Below are 12,845 nucleotides of genomic sequence, written 5' to 3' on the forward strand. Positions count from 1 at the left end.
TGGAAACGAAACGGCCCGTTATTGCAACGGGCCTTTTTTATGGGCTTACAAACCCTTGCTCTTGAGCCGGGCGGCATGTTCTAGGTAGAGCATCACCGGGCTCACGTTCCAACTGTTGATCCCGGCCATCTGGTTGACTGCATCAAAGTGGTCCATGGGGTAATCCGAGCGGATCACTTTGCCCAAATGAGAGCTGTAGCGGCCGACCAGCCCATCATTGGCGTGCTTCTCTTTATAAAATAGCTGCGACAGCACTTTACAGTTCAAATGGGTCGGGTCGAGGAGTTGCAGGCTTTGAAAGTTCTGCACGATCCCGCTCCAGGAGTAGTAATACACGCCGTTCTCGACTTCGTTGCCTTCCCCGCCCCAAACCTTTGGCAGCCCTTGCGGGTACTTGCGATTGAAGGCGGCCAGGCCTGCGCTGGTCAGCGATTCGAACGCCGCTTGAGGGTCGATGGGGTTTTCCGGATGGCCACTGATCAACGAAATGAAGGTGCCGACTGCGCCTAACAGGGCTAATACCAAGGCTTCGGGTAATTCTCCGGGTGTCAGTGCCTTGTGCAGTTGGTCGGCAATCTCGGAGCCGTGGTTAGGGCAACTGACCGAGGTGACCGACGCAACCTTTTCCGGGTACAGAGCTGCGACGTAGCGTGCGGCCAGCGGACCTTGGCTATGGCCGATCAGATTGACTTTGGCGGCACCCGTTTCCCGCAAAATACGGTCGACGTGTTCGAGCAGTTTTTCACCGCGTTCCTCATTGCCGTTGACGGTTGGAATATTCACGGCAAACACCTGGGCGCCAGCGCGTTCCAGGGCTTCCTCGATTTCGAAGAAGTACGGATAACCGGCGATTCTGTCGAAGCCGAAAAGACCGTGAACCAACACAATGGGGTATTTCGTAGACGCATCCATGTCCATGTTCGTACCTGGCGATAGCGGATTTTAGTGAAACAGCCTGATCTGTTGCGGGCTAACCGTAGTTTACAAAGTGGGTGGGTTCAAAGCGCCGGGGGGAGTAATCGGACGAACAGTCATGCCTGTGTTGGCAAGGACTCCAGAAAAATCCAATTGACACCCAATCATATGATGATTAGCGTGGGCATCCATCGCGAACGGCTTTCGTGTCGTTTCATTTTTTTTCACCGGGCGGTGAGGTACCCATGTCCAGCAGTTTTCACGCGTCGACGGTTGATTGGCTGGGGTGCTGGATTGCCGCTGGCCAGGTGAAGCCCGGTCAAACCATCAAGGTTGAAGCTGACTTGGGTGAGCAGCTCGGGGTCAGCCGTACGGTCATCCGTGAAGCGATCAAAACCCTGGTCGCCAAAGGCATGCTCGAAGTCGGGCCGAAGGTCGGCACGCGGGTGTTGCCGGTACGCCGCTGGAACCTCTTCGATCCGCAAGTCGTCGGCTGGTTGTCGCGCAGCGGTTTGCCGGAGAACTTCGTCGATGACCTGCTCGACCTGCGCCGCACCATCGAACCGATGGCGGTGCGCTGGGCCTGCGAGCGCGCGACGGTGGAACAAGTGCAAGCGGTGCTTCAGGCCTATAACGCGCTGGAACGAGCCGTAGACAGCGGCATCGATTACAACCGCGCCGACCAGTTCTTCCACGAGTGCATCCTCGCCGCCAGCCACAATCAATTCATCGAACAAATGGTCCCGGCCCTCGGCGCGCTGCTGGCGGTGTCGTTCGAAGTGTCTGCCGCCGACCCGGACGAACTGCGCCGAACCTTGCCGATTCACAAAGACATGGCCGACGCCATCGCTGCTCGGGATGCCGCGCGGGGTGTGTGGGCCTGCATGACCCTGATCGATAACGCCGACCTGGCGATCAAACGGTTTTACCCCCAAGTCATGGCCGACAAGAAGGCAAGCTGACCAGGTTCGCTCCCACATAAAAGCAATAAAAAGGAGGTTTCATGACGTGGACTGCGGTTACCGAACACCGTGCGCGACTCGGTGAAGGCCCGTTCTGGGATGCACCGACCCAAGCGCTGTACTGGGTAGACATCGCCGGCAAACAAGCGCTTCGACTGATCGGCGCGAATGTGGAAATCTGGCAGATGCCGGAACACGTGTCCGCGTTCATTCCCTGCGAAAGCGGCGATGCCCTGGTGACATTGAGCAGTGGGGTTTATCGGCTGGACCTGAACTCTCCCGGCCTGGAACCTCGGCTGACCTTGCTCTGTGTGGCAGATCCGCAACCCGGTAACCGCGCCAACGAAGCCCGCTGTGATGCCCAGGGCCGGCTCTGGTTGGGTACCATGCAAAACAACATTGGTGAGCAGGGCGAAGATTTGCCTATCGTGCGCCGCTCCGGTGGCCTGTTTCGCATCGACCGCGATGCACGGGTCACGCCGTTGCTGCGAGGGCTGGGCATTCCTAACACGTTGCTGTGGAGCGACGACGGCACGACCCTGTATTTCGCCGACAGCCTCGACGGCACGTTGTACCAACATTTCATCCATACCGACGGCAACCTCGACACCGCCTACGTCTGGTTTGGCCCCCACGAACGGGGTGGCCCCGACGGCTCGGCGATGGATGCCGAGGGCTATATCTGGAACGCCCGCTGGGACGGCAGTTGCTTGCTCAGGCTGACCCCGGACGGTCATGTCGATCGGGTAATCGAACTGCCTGTCAGTCGCCCCACCAGTTGCGTGTTTGGTGGCGAGGACTTCAAAACCTTGTACATCACCAGTGCGGCGAGCCCGCTCAACCACCCGTTGGATGGTGCTTTGCTGGCGGTTCGAGTCGATGTGCCCGGAAAGCCCTGTCAGAGATTTGCGGGATAAATCCCAAAATATGGGATGTAAAATTATATATTGAGATTTGTTGGTGGCCGGGTTTATAGTCGGCCCCATCAGTTACACGCACTCACACTTAAAAAAACAAAACAGGTGAAGTGATGCAGCGATATTCCACCGTCCTCCCTTGGGGTGACAGTGCTTCAGGCCGCCCCGGCGCCCGGGCGTTTGCACGCCTGCCTGCCTATTCCAAAAAGCCTTTTGACCGGACATCGACAGATGTCCGGTTTTCGTCGTGTCTTCGAACAGGAGTGTTGATCCATGGCTGAACCCCTTTCCTTGCCACCGGTGCCCGAACCGCCGAAGGGTGAGCGCCTGAAAAACAAGGTCGTGCTGTTGACCGGCGCCGCTCAGGGGATCGGCGAAGCGATTGTCGCGACCTTTGCGTCCCAGCAAGCCAAGCTGGTCATCAGCGATATCCAGGCCGAGAAAGTCGAAAAAGTCGCGGCGCATTGGCGTGAACAAGGCGCGGATGTGGTGGCGATCAAGGCCGACGTATCGCGCCAGCAAGACCTGCACGCCATGGCCAAGTTGGCCATTGAGCTTCACGGCCGCATCGACGTGCTGGTCAACTGCGCCGGGGTCAACGTGTTCCGTGATCCGCTGCAAATGACCGAGGACGACTGGCATCGTTGCTTCGCCATCGACCTGGACGGCGCCTGGTATGGCTGCAAGGCCGTGCTGCCGCAGATGATCGAGCAGGGCATCGGCAGCATCATCAACATCGCCTCGACCCATTCCACTCACATCATTCCCGGCTGCTTCCCGTACCCGGTGGCCAAGCATGGCCTGCTCGGGCTGACCCGCGCCTTGGGCATCGAATACGCACCCAAGGGCATTCGCGTCAACGCCATCGCGCCGGGCTATATCGAAACCCAACTGAACGTCGATTACTGGAACGGCTTTGCCGACCCTCATGCCGAACGTCAACGGGCCTTCGACTTGCATCCACCGCGCCGCATCGGTCAGCCCATCGAAGTGGCGATGACTGCCGTGTTCCTGGCCAGCGATGAGGCGCCATTCATCAACGCTTCGTGCATCACCATCGATGGTGGTCGTTCGGTCATGTACCACGACTGAATGACTTGTGTTTCAGGCGCAAAACTACGCCTGAAACACAATCATCATACGATATGACTATTGGCTACATGCTTCGACCGCTGTATTGGCTTTCAACTAACGCTCAAAAAAAATAACAAGGAGTCAGCTTATGAAACGTCGTCGTGGGATCCGTTCCCTGTGCTGTGCCGCTTTGGCGGTCACCGCGGTCAGCCTGAGCAGTACGTTGCTGGCGGCCGAGGAAGTGAAGATCGGTTTTCTGGTCAAGCAAGCTGAAGAGCCCTGGTTCCAGACCGAGTGGGCCTTCGCTGAAAAGGCCGCCAAGGACAAGGGCTTCACCGTCATCAAGATCGCTGTGCCTGATGGCGAGAAAACCCTTTCGGCCATCGACAGCCTGGCGGCGAACGGCGCCAAGGGCTTCGTGATCTGCCCGCCGGACGTCTCCCTGGGCCCGGCGATCATGGCCAAGGCCAAGCTCAACGGTTTGAAAGTGATCGCTGTCGATGACCGTTTCGTCGATGCCGGCGGCAAGTTCATGGAGGACGTGCCGTACCTCGGCATGGCGGCCTTCGAAGTTGGCCAGAAGCAGGGCGCCGCCATGGCTGCCGAAGCGAAGAAACGCGGCTGGGACTGGAAACAAACCTATGCGGTGATCAACACCTTCAACGAACTCGACACCGGCAAGAAACGCACCGACGGTTCGGTTAAAGCCCTGGAAGACGCCGGGATGCCGAAAGACCACATTCTGTTCTCGGCCCTGAAAACCCTCGACGTACCGGGCAGCATGGACGCCACCAACTCGGCATTGGTGAAACTGCCGGGTGCGGCGAAAAACCTGATCATCGGCGGGATGAACGACAACACCGTGCTGGGCGGCGTGCGCGCCACCGAAAGCGCCGGTTTTGCCGCCGCCAACGTAATCGGTATCGGCATCAACGGCACCGATGCCATCGGCGAATTGAAGAAAGCCAACAGCGGCTTCTTCGGCTCGATGCTGCCGAGCCCGCACATCGAGGGCTACAACACCGCCAGCATGATGCACGAGTGGGTCACCACCGGCAAAGAACCGCCGAAATACACCGCCATGGACGACGTGACGCTGATCACGCGCGACAACTTCAAGCAGGAACTGGAAAAGATCGGCCTGTGGAATTGAGGGTCGGTTGATTTCATTGGCGGCCCCGGCGACGGGGCCGCCTGATCGGTGTGATGAGGTGGGTTATGCACGCACACGTACAAACAGATGAACAGCGCATTGGCGGCAGCCTGCGCTTCAACGGGATCGGCAAAACCTTTCCCGGGGTGAAGGCGCTGGACGGCATCAGCTTCGTCGCGCATCCGGGACAGGTTCACGCCTTGATGGGCGAGAACGGCGCCGGTAAATCCACGCTGCTGAAGATCCTCGGCGGTGCTTATACGCCGAGCAGCGGCGACCTGCGGATCGGCGAGCAGACGAGGGTCTTCAAATCCACTGCCGACAGCATTGGCAGCGGGGTCGCGGTGATCCATCAGGAGCTGCACCTGGTGCCGGAAATGACCGTGGCCGAGAACCTGTTTCTTGGGCATCTGCCGGCAAGTTTCGGCCTGATCAATCGCAGCGTTTTGCGCCAACAGGCACTGGGCTGCCTCAAAGGCCTGGCCGATGAAATCGATCCGCAAGAGAAAGTCGGACGCTTGTCCCTCGGTCAGCGGCAACTGGTGGAAATCGCCAAGGCGCTGTCCCGTGGCGCGCATGTGATTGCGTTCGACGAACCCACCAGCAGCCTGTCGGCGCGGGAGATCGACCGCTTGATGGCGATCATCGGGCGCCTGCGCGACGAAGGCAAAGTGGTGCTCTACGTCTCCCATCGCATGGAAGAGGTCTTCCGTATCTGCAACGCGGTAACGGTGTTCAAGGACGGTCGCTTCGTGCGCACCTTCGAGGACATGAGCGCGCTGACCCATGACCAGTTGGTGACGTGCATGGTCGGTCGCGACATTCAGGACATCTACGATTATCGCAGCCGCCCGCGTGGCGCGGTGGCGCTCAAGGTTGACGGTTTGCTGGGGCCGGGTTTGCGTGAACCGGTGAGTTTCGAGGTGCACAAGGGCGAAATTCTGGGTCTGTTCGGCTTGGTTGGCGCGGGTCGTACTGAGTTGTTCCGCATGCTCAGCGGGCTTACCCGCAACACGGCGGGGCGCCTGGAATTGCGTGGACATGAACTGAAACTGCGTTCACCGCGTGATGCCATTGCGGCGGGGATTCTGCTGTGCCCCGAGGACCGCAAGAAGGAGGGCATCCTGCCGCTGGCCAGCGTCGCCGAGAACATCAACATCAGTGCTCGTGGTGCTCATTCCACCTTCGGTTGCCTGTTGCGCGGGCTGTGGGAAAAGGGCAACGCTGACAAGCAGATCAAGGCGCTGAAGGTGAAGACACCCAACGCGGCGCAGAAAATCATGTACCTGTCCGGCGGCAATCAGCAGAAGGCGATTCTAGGGCGCTGGCTGTCGATGCCGATGAAAATCCTGCTGCTCGATGAGCCCACCCGCGGCATCGACATCGGCGCCAAAGCCGAGATCTACCAGATCATTCATAACCTGGCCGCCAGCGGTATTGCGGTGATTGTGGTGTCCAGCGACCTGATGGAAGTCATGGGTATTTCCGACCGCATCCTGGTGCTCTGCGAAGGCACGATGCGCGGCGAACTGACCCGCGAACACGCCAATGAATCCAACCTGCTGCAACTGGCTTTGCCACGCCAACGCGCTGCCGACGTGGCGAACTGAGAGGTGACTATGACCATCCAAAACAACGCTCTGCCAACCCCGCGCAAACCGCTGGACCTGCGACGCTTTCTCGATGATTGGGTAATGCTGCTGGCGGCGGTCGGGATCTTCGTGCTCTGCACCTTGCTGATCGACAACTTCCTGTCGCCGCTGAACATGCGCGGTCTGGGCCTGGCGATTTCCACCACCGGGATTGCCGCCTGCACCATGTTGTATTGCCTGGCGTCGGGGCACTTCGACTTGTCGGTGGGCTCGGTGATTGCCTGCGCCGGCGTGGTCGCGGCGGTGGTGATGCGCGACACCAACAGCGTGTTCCTCGGCGTCAGTGCGGCGCTGGTGATGGGGCTGATTGTCGGGCTGATCAACGGGATCGTGATCGCCAAGCTGCGGGTCAATGCATTGATTACCACACTGGCGACGATGCAGATCGTTCGCGGGCTGGCTTACATTTTTGCCAACGGCAAAGCGGTGGGCGTGTCCCAGGAGTCGTTTTTCGTCTTCGGTAACGGCCAGTTGTTCGGTGTGCCGGTGCCGATTCTGATCACCATCGTTTGCTTCCTGTTTTTCGGCTGGCTGTTGAATTACACCACCTACGGGCGCAACACCATGGCCATCGGTGGCAACCAGGAAGCGGCGTTGCTGGCTGGGGTAAACGTTGACCGAACCAAGATCATCATCTTCGCCGTGCACGGGGTGATTGGTGCATTGGCCGGGGTGATTCTGGCGTCGCGCATGACCTCGGGTCAGCCGATGATTGGCCAGGGTTTCGAGCTGACAGTGATCTCGGCTTGCGTGCTGGGCGGGGTGTCGCTGAGTGGTGGGATCGGGATGATTCGGCATGTGATCGCCGGGGTGCTGATTCTGGCGATCATCGAGAATGCGATGAACCTGAAGAACATCGATACCTTCTATCAGTACGTGATTCGCGGTTCGATCCTGTTGCTGGCAGTTGTGATCGACCGACTGAAACAACGCTGATTTTCCCCGGGGGAGCGGGATGTCCGGCACATGGATACTGGATGTGCCGACGCCTTCGCGGGCAAGCCTCGCTCCTACAGTACCGTGCAGATCCCCCTGAGCGAGGCTTGCCCGCGAAAGCGGTCTGTCTGTCACACAATCCAGCCACAAAATATCCCTTGCTCGCCCTAATCCCTTTCGGTTATCACTTTGTACATGGTTAGACAGGTACGATTTGACAAGAAACAACGGATTATCGATGAGCTTGTCCGGCGCATCGAAAGCGGCCTCATGGAGGACGGCTTGCTATTGCCGGGTGAACATCAGTTGGCTCAAGAATTCAAGGTCAGCCGCGGCACGCTGCGTGAAGCCCTGGCCGAACTGAAACGGCGTCACTACATCGCCACGCAAAGCGGAGTCGGTTCCATCGTTACTTACGACGGCGTAGTGCTCGATCAGAGCAGCGGCTGGGCCCAGGCGCTGGCGGACAGTGGGGCGTTGATCAATACCGAAGTGCTGCGGCTGGAGGCGGTGACTCGACCTGACCTGCTGTCGCGGTTCGGCACCGATCAATTCATTACCCTCGACCGTCGCCGGCGCGCCACCGACGGCACGCTGGTGTCTCTGGAACGCGCGTTGATGCCCGCGACCGGAGGCCTGGAAGGCCTGCCGCGAGTGGGACTGATTGATAACTCCCTGACCATCACGTTGGCTGCCTACGGCTATGTCGGTGAGCACGGCGATCAATGGATCGGTGCCGAACCCTTGAACGCCGAAGACGCCGAACTGCTCGGGCGTCCGGTCGGCACGGTGTTCCTCAAGGCCCTGCGCACCACCTATGACCGTCAGAACCGTTTTATGGAGCAGGTCGAAAGCCTGCTCGATCCGGTGCACTTTCGTCTGCATTTACAGTTTGGAGCTCCAAAATGACCGCGCTCAACCGTGCCCTCGGCGCGTTCTATGGACTGGCCCTGGGCGATGCGCTGGGCATGCCGACCCAATCCCTGAGCCGCGCCGAAATCAAGGCGCGCTTCGTTGAAATCACCGATCTGCAAGACGCCGGCCCCGATCAACCGATTGCCGCGAACCTGCCCAAAGGTTCGATCACCGACGATACCGAGCAGGCGATTCTGGTCGCTCGGTTGTTGATCGAAGGCGAGGGCCGGATCGAACCGGCGGTACTGGCCCAACGATTGATCGAATGGGAAGCCGGGATGCGGGCCAAGGGCTCGCAAGACTTGCTCGGCCCTTCGACCAAACGCGCGATCGAAATGATCCTCGCCGGCCACTCGCTGGAAGAGGCCGGGCGCTACGGCACCACCAATGGCGCGGCGATGCGCATCACTCCGGTGGGGATTGCGGCCGATGTCGCCGATCCCGAGCGTTTCATCCGCGCTGTGGTGCAAGCCTGTCAGGTGACCCACAACACCACGCTGGGGATTGCCAGTGCGGCGGCGGTGGCGGCAGTGGTTTCCGCCGGGATCAACGGCATGGACCTGGGCGAGGCGTTGAACCTCGGCCAGCAATTCGCGCAGCAGGCAGAAAGTCACGGCCACTGGGTCGCCGGCGGGCGCATCGCCTCGCGCATCAGTTGGGCACGTAGCATCGGTATCGACAGCGACAAGGCGTTGCTGGCGGATTTGCTGTACGACGTGATCGGCACTTCGGTGGCCTCACAGGAATCGGTGGTGGTGTCGTTTGCGCTGGCCCAGCAAGTGGCCATCGGTGAGATGTCGGCCTTCGAAGCGCTGTGCATGGCCGCGAGCCTGGGCGGTGACACCGACACCATCGCGGCGATGCTCGGCGCCATGCTCGGGGCCTGTCTGGGGCTGGAGAGTTGGCCGGTGGCGATGATCGAGCAGGTTAAAGCGGTTAACTCGTTGGAGCTGGAACCGTTGGTAAAAGGACTGTTGGCTTTACGTTGACTGGGCTTGCCCGCGATGAACACGCCGCATGCTTGGATTTTTCACCCGCAATGGAACGCACAAACACGGGCAGGACGGCCGGCTGTTGTTTTGTCCTCCGAAATTGCCCACACCACAACAATTGCAAGGAGCATTTTCATGAGTTCATCGAACACCGGGCAAAGCGCCGGACAACTGGAAACCCGTGGTATCGAACCGGTGCCGGAAGGGGAGTGCAACGGTCATCCGCTGCAACTGTTCTGGGTGTGGTTTGCGGCCAACATTTCCATCCTCGGCTTGCCGTTGGGCGCCACGCTGGTGGCCTTTCGCGGCCTGGCGATCTGGCAAGCGATCATCGTCGCGATCCTCGGTGCCGCCGGTTCTTTCGCGGTGGTCGGGATCATCTCCATTGCCGGTCGTCGTGGCCGCGCACCGAGCCTGACGCTGTCGCGGGCGATCTTCGGCGTGCGCGGCAATATCGGCCCGACGCTGGTTTCGCTGATGTCGCGGCTGGGCTGGGAAACGGTCAACACCACCACCGCAGCGTTCGTCCTGCTGTCGCTGTGCTCGATAGTGTTCGGCTCGCCGGTGGAAGCCAAAAGCGCGCCGCTGCTGACCCTGGTGTTCATCGCGATGTTCGTGCTGCTGACGTTGTCGGTGTCCGGTCTCGGCCACGCCACATTGCTGGTGATCCAGAAATGGGCGACCTACGTGTTCGGTGCGCTGAACATCCTGGTCGGCGGTTTCCTCTGCGCGACCATCGATTGGAGCGCCGTATTCAACGCCACGCCAGCGCCCTTGAGCGCGATGATCATCGGCATCGGCACCATGGCCGCCGGCACCGGGATCGGCTGGGCCAACGCCGGCGCGGACATGTCGCGCTACCAGCACCGCAGCGTCAAAGCCGTGCGCCTGGTGGCGTCGGCGGCGTTCGGTGCGGGGATTCCGCTGGTGCTGCTGATCACCCTCGGCGGTCTGCTGTCGGTGGGTAACAACGATCTGGCCTCGGCCACTGACCCGATTGTCGCGATCCGCGACATGCTGCCGACCTGGATGGCGGTGCCGTACCTGATCACCGCGTTCGGCGGGTTGCTGCTGTCGAACAACCTGTCGGTGTACTCCGCCGGTTTGACCACCTTGACCCTCGGCCTGAAGGTCAAGCGCGTGTATGCGGTGGTGGTCGATATTGTTGCGATCTCCGCCGGCTCGATCTACTTCATGCTGATCGCTGAGAGCTTCTACGGTCCGTTCATCACCTTCATTTCCTTGCTGGCGGTGCCGATCACGGCGTGGGTCGGGATCTTCGTGGTCGACCTGATCCATCGTCATTACTACAGCCCCAAGGACCTGCTGGATGTCAGCCCGAGCAGCGCCTACTGGTATCGCGGCGGCGTCGAGTGGCGTGCATTCGGTGCGTGGGCGGTAGCGATTGTGTTGGGTTTCAGCTTCACCACCATTGGCACCACTGAACAAGATGTCTGGTTCCGGGGCTTTCTGTCCGACTCCTGGCTGGGCCACAACGGTCTGGGCTGGATCGTGACGTTCGTGGTGGCTGGCGGAATTTACTGGGGGCTCGGCGGTGCCAAGGACCGCCGTACCGCATTGATCGAGCCCGCTCATGCCTAAAATGCTACACACCGGCCAGGTCATCATCGATCTGGTCATGGCCGTGGATAAATTGCCTCATTCGGGCGGTGACGTTCTGGCGCAATCCGCCCGTTTCGAGGCGGGTGGCGGTTTCAATGTGATGGCCGCGGCCCGACGGAACGGCTTGTCGGTGGTCTACCTCGGGCGCCATGGCAACGGCCGTTTTGGTGATCTGGCCCGGGAGGCGATGACGGCAGAAGGCATTCGGATCGGCATCGCTCACAGTGCTGAGCGCGACACCGGGTTGTGTGTCGCACTGACTGAAGCCTCGGCCGAACGCACGTTCATTTCCTATGTCGGTGCCGAAGGCGAATTGACCGCCGAAGACCTGGCGAGTGTGCCGGCCGAGGCGGGCGACTTTGTCTATGTCAGCGGCTACAGCCTGCTGCATGACGGCAAGGCTCAGGTGCTGGTGGATTGGGTGCTGGAGTTACCGGACGGGATCAAAGTGGTATTCGATCCGGGACCGTTGGTGGATTCGCCGGACGCACCGCTGATGAAGGCCTTGCTGCCGCGCATCGATCTGTGGACCAGCAACCGGGTCGAGGCGCTGCGGTTTACCGGGGCGTCGGACATTGCCGAGGCGTTGAATATTTTGGCGGATCAGTTGCCGACGGACGCCCTGATGGTGGTTCGCGATGGGCCGCAGGGCTGCTGGCTCAGCCAGCATGGCGACCGTCAGCAGGTGCCGGGATTCAAGGTCACGGCCGTCGACAGCAACGGTGCGGGGGATGCCCATGCCGGGGTGTTTGTGGCCGGGTTGGCGCAGGGTTTGTCGGCGGCTGAAGCGGCACGGCGGGCGAATGCGGCAGCGGCGTTGGCGGTCACTCGTTGGGGGCCGGCGACTTCGCCGGGGGCGGCGGAGGTGGATGCGTTGATCCGCGAGACTTTTAGCGCCTGATCAGCCGCCATCGGCCCTCAAAATTCACCCTTAATCCTGACTTTCAACCCGCCTTGCGCAACGCCTCGATCAACTCTTGCTTGCGCATGCTCGAACGCCCCGGAATCTTCTTCGCCCGGGCTTCTTTCATCAGGCTGTCCACCGTCTGGGTATCGCGCGAAGCCTTGCTGTTGCGCGGTTTGCCCTCACGGGTGGCGACGGCACGGCGGGCTGATTCCTTGCGATCGGCAGACTTGGCAGCGGCCGGTTTCTTGCGTCCCGAGCCGCCGGCGCGCTCACCGCCACCTGACTGCTTGTTCACCGTCGCCCAGGCGCGAGCTTCGGCTTCATCTTTCGATACGCCTTTGTGCTCGTAGCTTTCTTCGATGTGTTCGGCCTTGCGTTTCTGCTCGGCGGTGTACTTGTCTTTGCTTCCACGAGGCATGGGGTTTCTCCTGCTTCAGGATGTATCCATAGGAGCTGGCGAAGCCTGCGATCTTTTGATCTTCAAACATTCACAGGCAAAAGATCGCAGCCTGCGGCAGCTCCTACGCGGTTAGTTATCCAGTTTTCGTGCTGCTTCAACCCCAGCGGCGCTGAGTTTGATCGGCAGGTTCAGCGAGTGCTCGCCGGCTTCGTTGCAGATCACATGACCGTGCTGGATCAGCCCACGCTCCTGCAGAGTGGCAAGGGTGCTGGCCACGACTTTCTCCCCCCGGTAATTGTCCAGGACCTCCTTGCCCAAACCGCTTGGGTGGGCATGCAGCAGGCGGGTCAGGACTTCTTTTTCCAGGTTTTTATCGACGTTCATGGTGACCTCTTGGTT

13 protein-coding genes are annotated in these 12,845 nt (G+C 60.4%); 10 read left to right on the forward strand and 3 right to left on the reverse strand.

Annotation, left to right across the window (positions count from 1 at the left end; all coding sequences use genetic code 11):
• Nucleotides 1-45: 45 nt before the first annotated feature.
• Entirely contained in the window at nt 46-918 is an 873-nt protein-coding gene (locus AC1D2Q_RS13885) for an esterase/lipase family protein (protein ID WP_019582740.1), read from the reverse strand.
• Nucleotides 919-1,160: 242 nt separating this feature from the next.
• Between AC1D2Q_RS13885 and AC1D2Q_RS13890 the strand changes: the two genes are divergently transcribed.
• The 10 genes from AC1D2Q_RS13890 to AC1D2Q_RS13935 all read left to right on the forward strand — a co-directional run bounded on the left by AC1D2Q_RS13890 (nt 1,161) and on the right by AC1D2Q_RS13935 (nt 12,040).
• Nucleotides 1,161-1,877 (forward strand): FadR/GntR family transcriptional regulator, encoded by a 717-nt coding sequence (locus AC1D2Q_RS13890; RefSeq protein ID WP_018926208.1) that lies wholly within the window; start codon nt 1,161-1,163, stop codon nt 1,875-1,877.
• 41 nt (nt 1,878-1,918) lie between these two features.
• Nucleotides 1,919-2,794: an SMP-30/gluconolactonase/LRE family protein gene (locus AC1D2Q_RS13895; protein WP_477813529.1), complete on the forward strand. Its 876-nt coding sequence runs from the start codon at nt 1,919-1,921 to the stop codon at nt 2,792-2,794.
• Between the two features lie 273 nt (nt 2,795-3,067).
• Entirely contained in the window at nt 3,068-3,886 is an 819-nt protein-coding gene (locus AC1D2Q_RS13900) for an SDR family oxidoreductase (RefSeq protein ID WP_018926206.1), read from the forward strand.
• A gap of 130 nt (nt 3,887-4,016) precedes the next feature.
• Entirely contained in the window at nt 4,017-5,021 is a 1,005-nt protein-coding gene (locus tag AC1D2Q_RS13905) for a substrate-binding domain-containing protein (RefSeq protein ID WP_007942021.1), read from the forward strand.
• Nucleotides 5,022-5,086: 65 nt separating this feature from the next.
• Nucleotides 5,087-6,631 carry an L-arabinose ABC transporter ATP-binding protein AraG gene (gene araG / locus AC1D2Q_RS13910; protein WP_477813530.1) on the forward strand — a complete coding sequence of 515 codons (1,545 nt, stop codon included), beginning with the start codon at nt 5,087-5,089 and terminating at the stop codon, nt 6,629-6,631.
• Nucleotides 6,632-6,640: 9 nt separating this feature from the next.
• A complete protein-coding gene (gene araH, locus AC1D2Q_RS13915) occupies nt 6,641-7,609 on the forward strand; it encodes an L-arabinose ABC transporter permease AraH (RefSeq protein ID WP_018926203.1) in 969 nt (322 codons plus the stop codon).
• A 195-nt stretch (nt 7,610-7,804) separates the two neighbouring features.
• The gene (locus tag AC1D2Q_RS13920; RefSeq protein WP_026286427.1) at nt 7,805-8,518 is read left to right on the forward strand and encodes a GntR family transcriptional regulator; all 714 of its coding nucleotides are present in this window, start codon (nt 7,805-7,807) and stop codon (nt 8,516-8,518) included.
• Complete coding sequence (locus AC1D2Q_RS13925; protein ID WP_477813531.1) at nt 8,515-9,513, forward strand: ADP-ribosylglycohydrolase family protein; 999 nt, start codon at nt 8,515-8,517, stop codon at nt 9,511-9,513. The genes AC1D2Q_RS13920 and AC1D2Q_RS13925 overlap by 4 nt, the downstream gene beginning before the upstream one ends.
• A 138-nt stretch (nt 9,514-9,651) precedes the next feature.
• Complete coding sequence (locus AC1D2Q_RS13930; RefSeq protein ID WP_477813532.1) at nt 9,652-11,118, forward strand: purine-cytosine permease family protein; 1,467 nt, start codon at nt 9,652-9,654, stop codon at nt 11,116-11,118.
• Entirely contained in the window at nt 11,111-12,040 is a 930-nt protein-coding gene (locus AC1D2Q_RS13935; RefSeq protein ID WP_477813533.1) for a PfkB family carbohydrate kinase, read from the forward strand. The genes AC1D2Q_RS13930 and AC1D2Q_RS13935 overlap by 8 nt, the downstream gene beginning before the upstream one ends.
• 43 nt (nt 12,041-12,083) lie before the next feature.
• On the opposite strand, the gene AC1D2Q_RS13940 is transcribed toward AC1D2Q_RS13935, so the two are convergent.
• Nucleotides 12,084-12,464 (reverse strand): Rho termination factor N-terminal domain-containing protein, encoded by a 381-nt coding sequence (locus AC1D2Q_RS13940; protein ID WP_477813534.1) that lies wholly within the window; start codon nt 12,462-12,464, stop codon nt 12,084-12,086.
• 111 nt (nt 12,465-12,575) lie between these two features.
• Nucleotides 12,576-12,830, reverse strand: coding sequence for a hypothetical protein (locus AC1D2Q_RS13945; protein ID WP_018926197.1), 255 nt, complete (start codon nt 12,828-12,830; stop codon nt 12,576-12,578).
• Between the last annotated feature and the right edge of the window lie 15 nt (nt 12,831-12,845).

Source organism: Pseudomonas sp. P1_A1 (assembly GCF_056406935.1).

Bases quoted from the DNA above. Each gene is read 5' to 3' on its own strand.
- AC1D2Q_RS13885 (WP_019582740.1), bottom strand. From the start codon at position 918: ATGGACATGGATGCGTCTACGAAATACCCCATTGTGTTGGTTCACGGT.
- AC1D2Q_RS13890 (WP_018926208.1), top strand. From the start codon at position 1,161: ATGTCCAGCAGTTTTCACGCGTCGACGGTTGATTGGCTGGGGTGCTGG.
- AC1D2Q_RS13895 (WP_477813529.1), top strand. From the start codon at position 1,919: ATGACGTGGACTGCGGTTACCGAACACCGTGCGCGACTCGGTGAAGGC.
- AC1D2Q_RS13900 (WP_018926206.1), top strand. From the start codon at position 3,068: ATGGCTGAACCCCTTTCCTTGCCACCGGTGCCCGAACCGCCGAAGGGT.
- AC1D2Q_RS13905 (WP_007942021.1), top strand. From the start codon at position 4,017: ATGAAACGTCGTCGTGGGATCCGTTCCCTGTGCTGTGCCGCTTTGGCG.
- araG (WP_477813530.1), top strand. From the start codon at position 5,087: ATGCACGCACACGTACAAACAGATGAACAGCGCATTGGCGGCAGCCTG.
- araH (WP_018926203.1), top strand. From the start codon at position 6,641: ATGACCATCCAAAACAACGCTCTGCCAACCCCGCGCAAACCGCTGGAC.
- AC1D2Q_RS13920 (WP_026286427.1), top strand. From the start codon at position 7,805: ATGGTTAGACAGGTACGATTTGACAAGAAACAACGGATTATCGATGAG.
- AC1D2Q_RS13925 (WP_477813531.1), top strand. From the start codon at position 8,515: ATGACCGCGCTCAACCGTGCCCTCGGCGCGTTCTATGGACTGGCCCTG.
- AC1D2Q_RS13930 (WP_477813532.1), top strand. From the start codon at position 9,652: ATGAGTTCATCGAACACCGGGCAAAGCGCCGGACAACTGGAAACCCGT.
- AC1D2Q_RS13935 (WP_477813533.1), top strand. From the start codon at position 11,111: ATGCCTAAAATGCTACACACCGGCCAGGTCATCATCGATCTGGTCATG.
- AC1D2Q_RS13940 (WP_477813534.1), bottom strand. From the start codon at position 12,464: ATGCCTCGTGGAAGCAAAGACAAGTACACCGCCGAGCAGAAACGCAAG.
- AC1D2Q_RS13945 (WP_018926197.1), bottom strand. From the start codon at position 12,830: ATGAACGTCGATAAAAACCTGGAAAAAGAAGTCCTGACCCGCCTGCTG.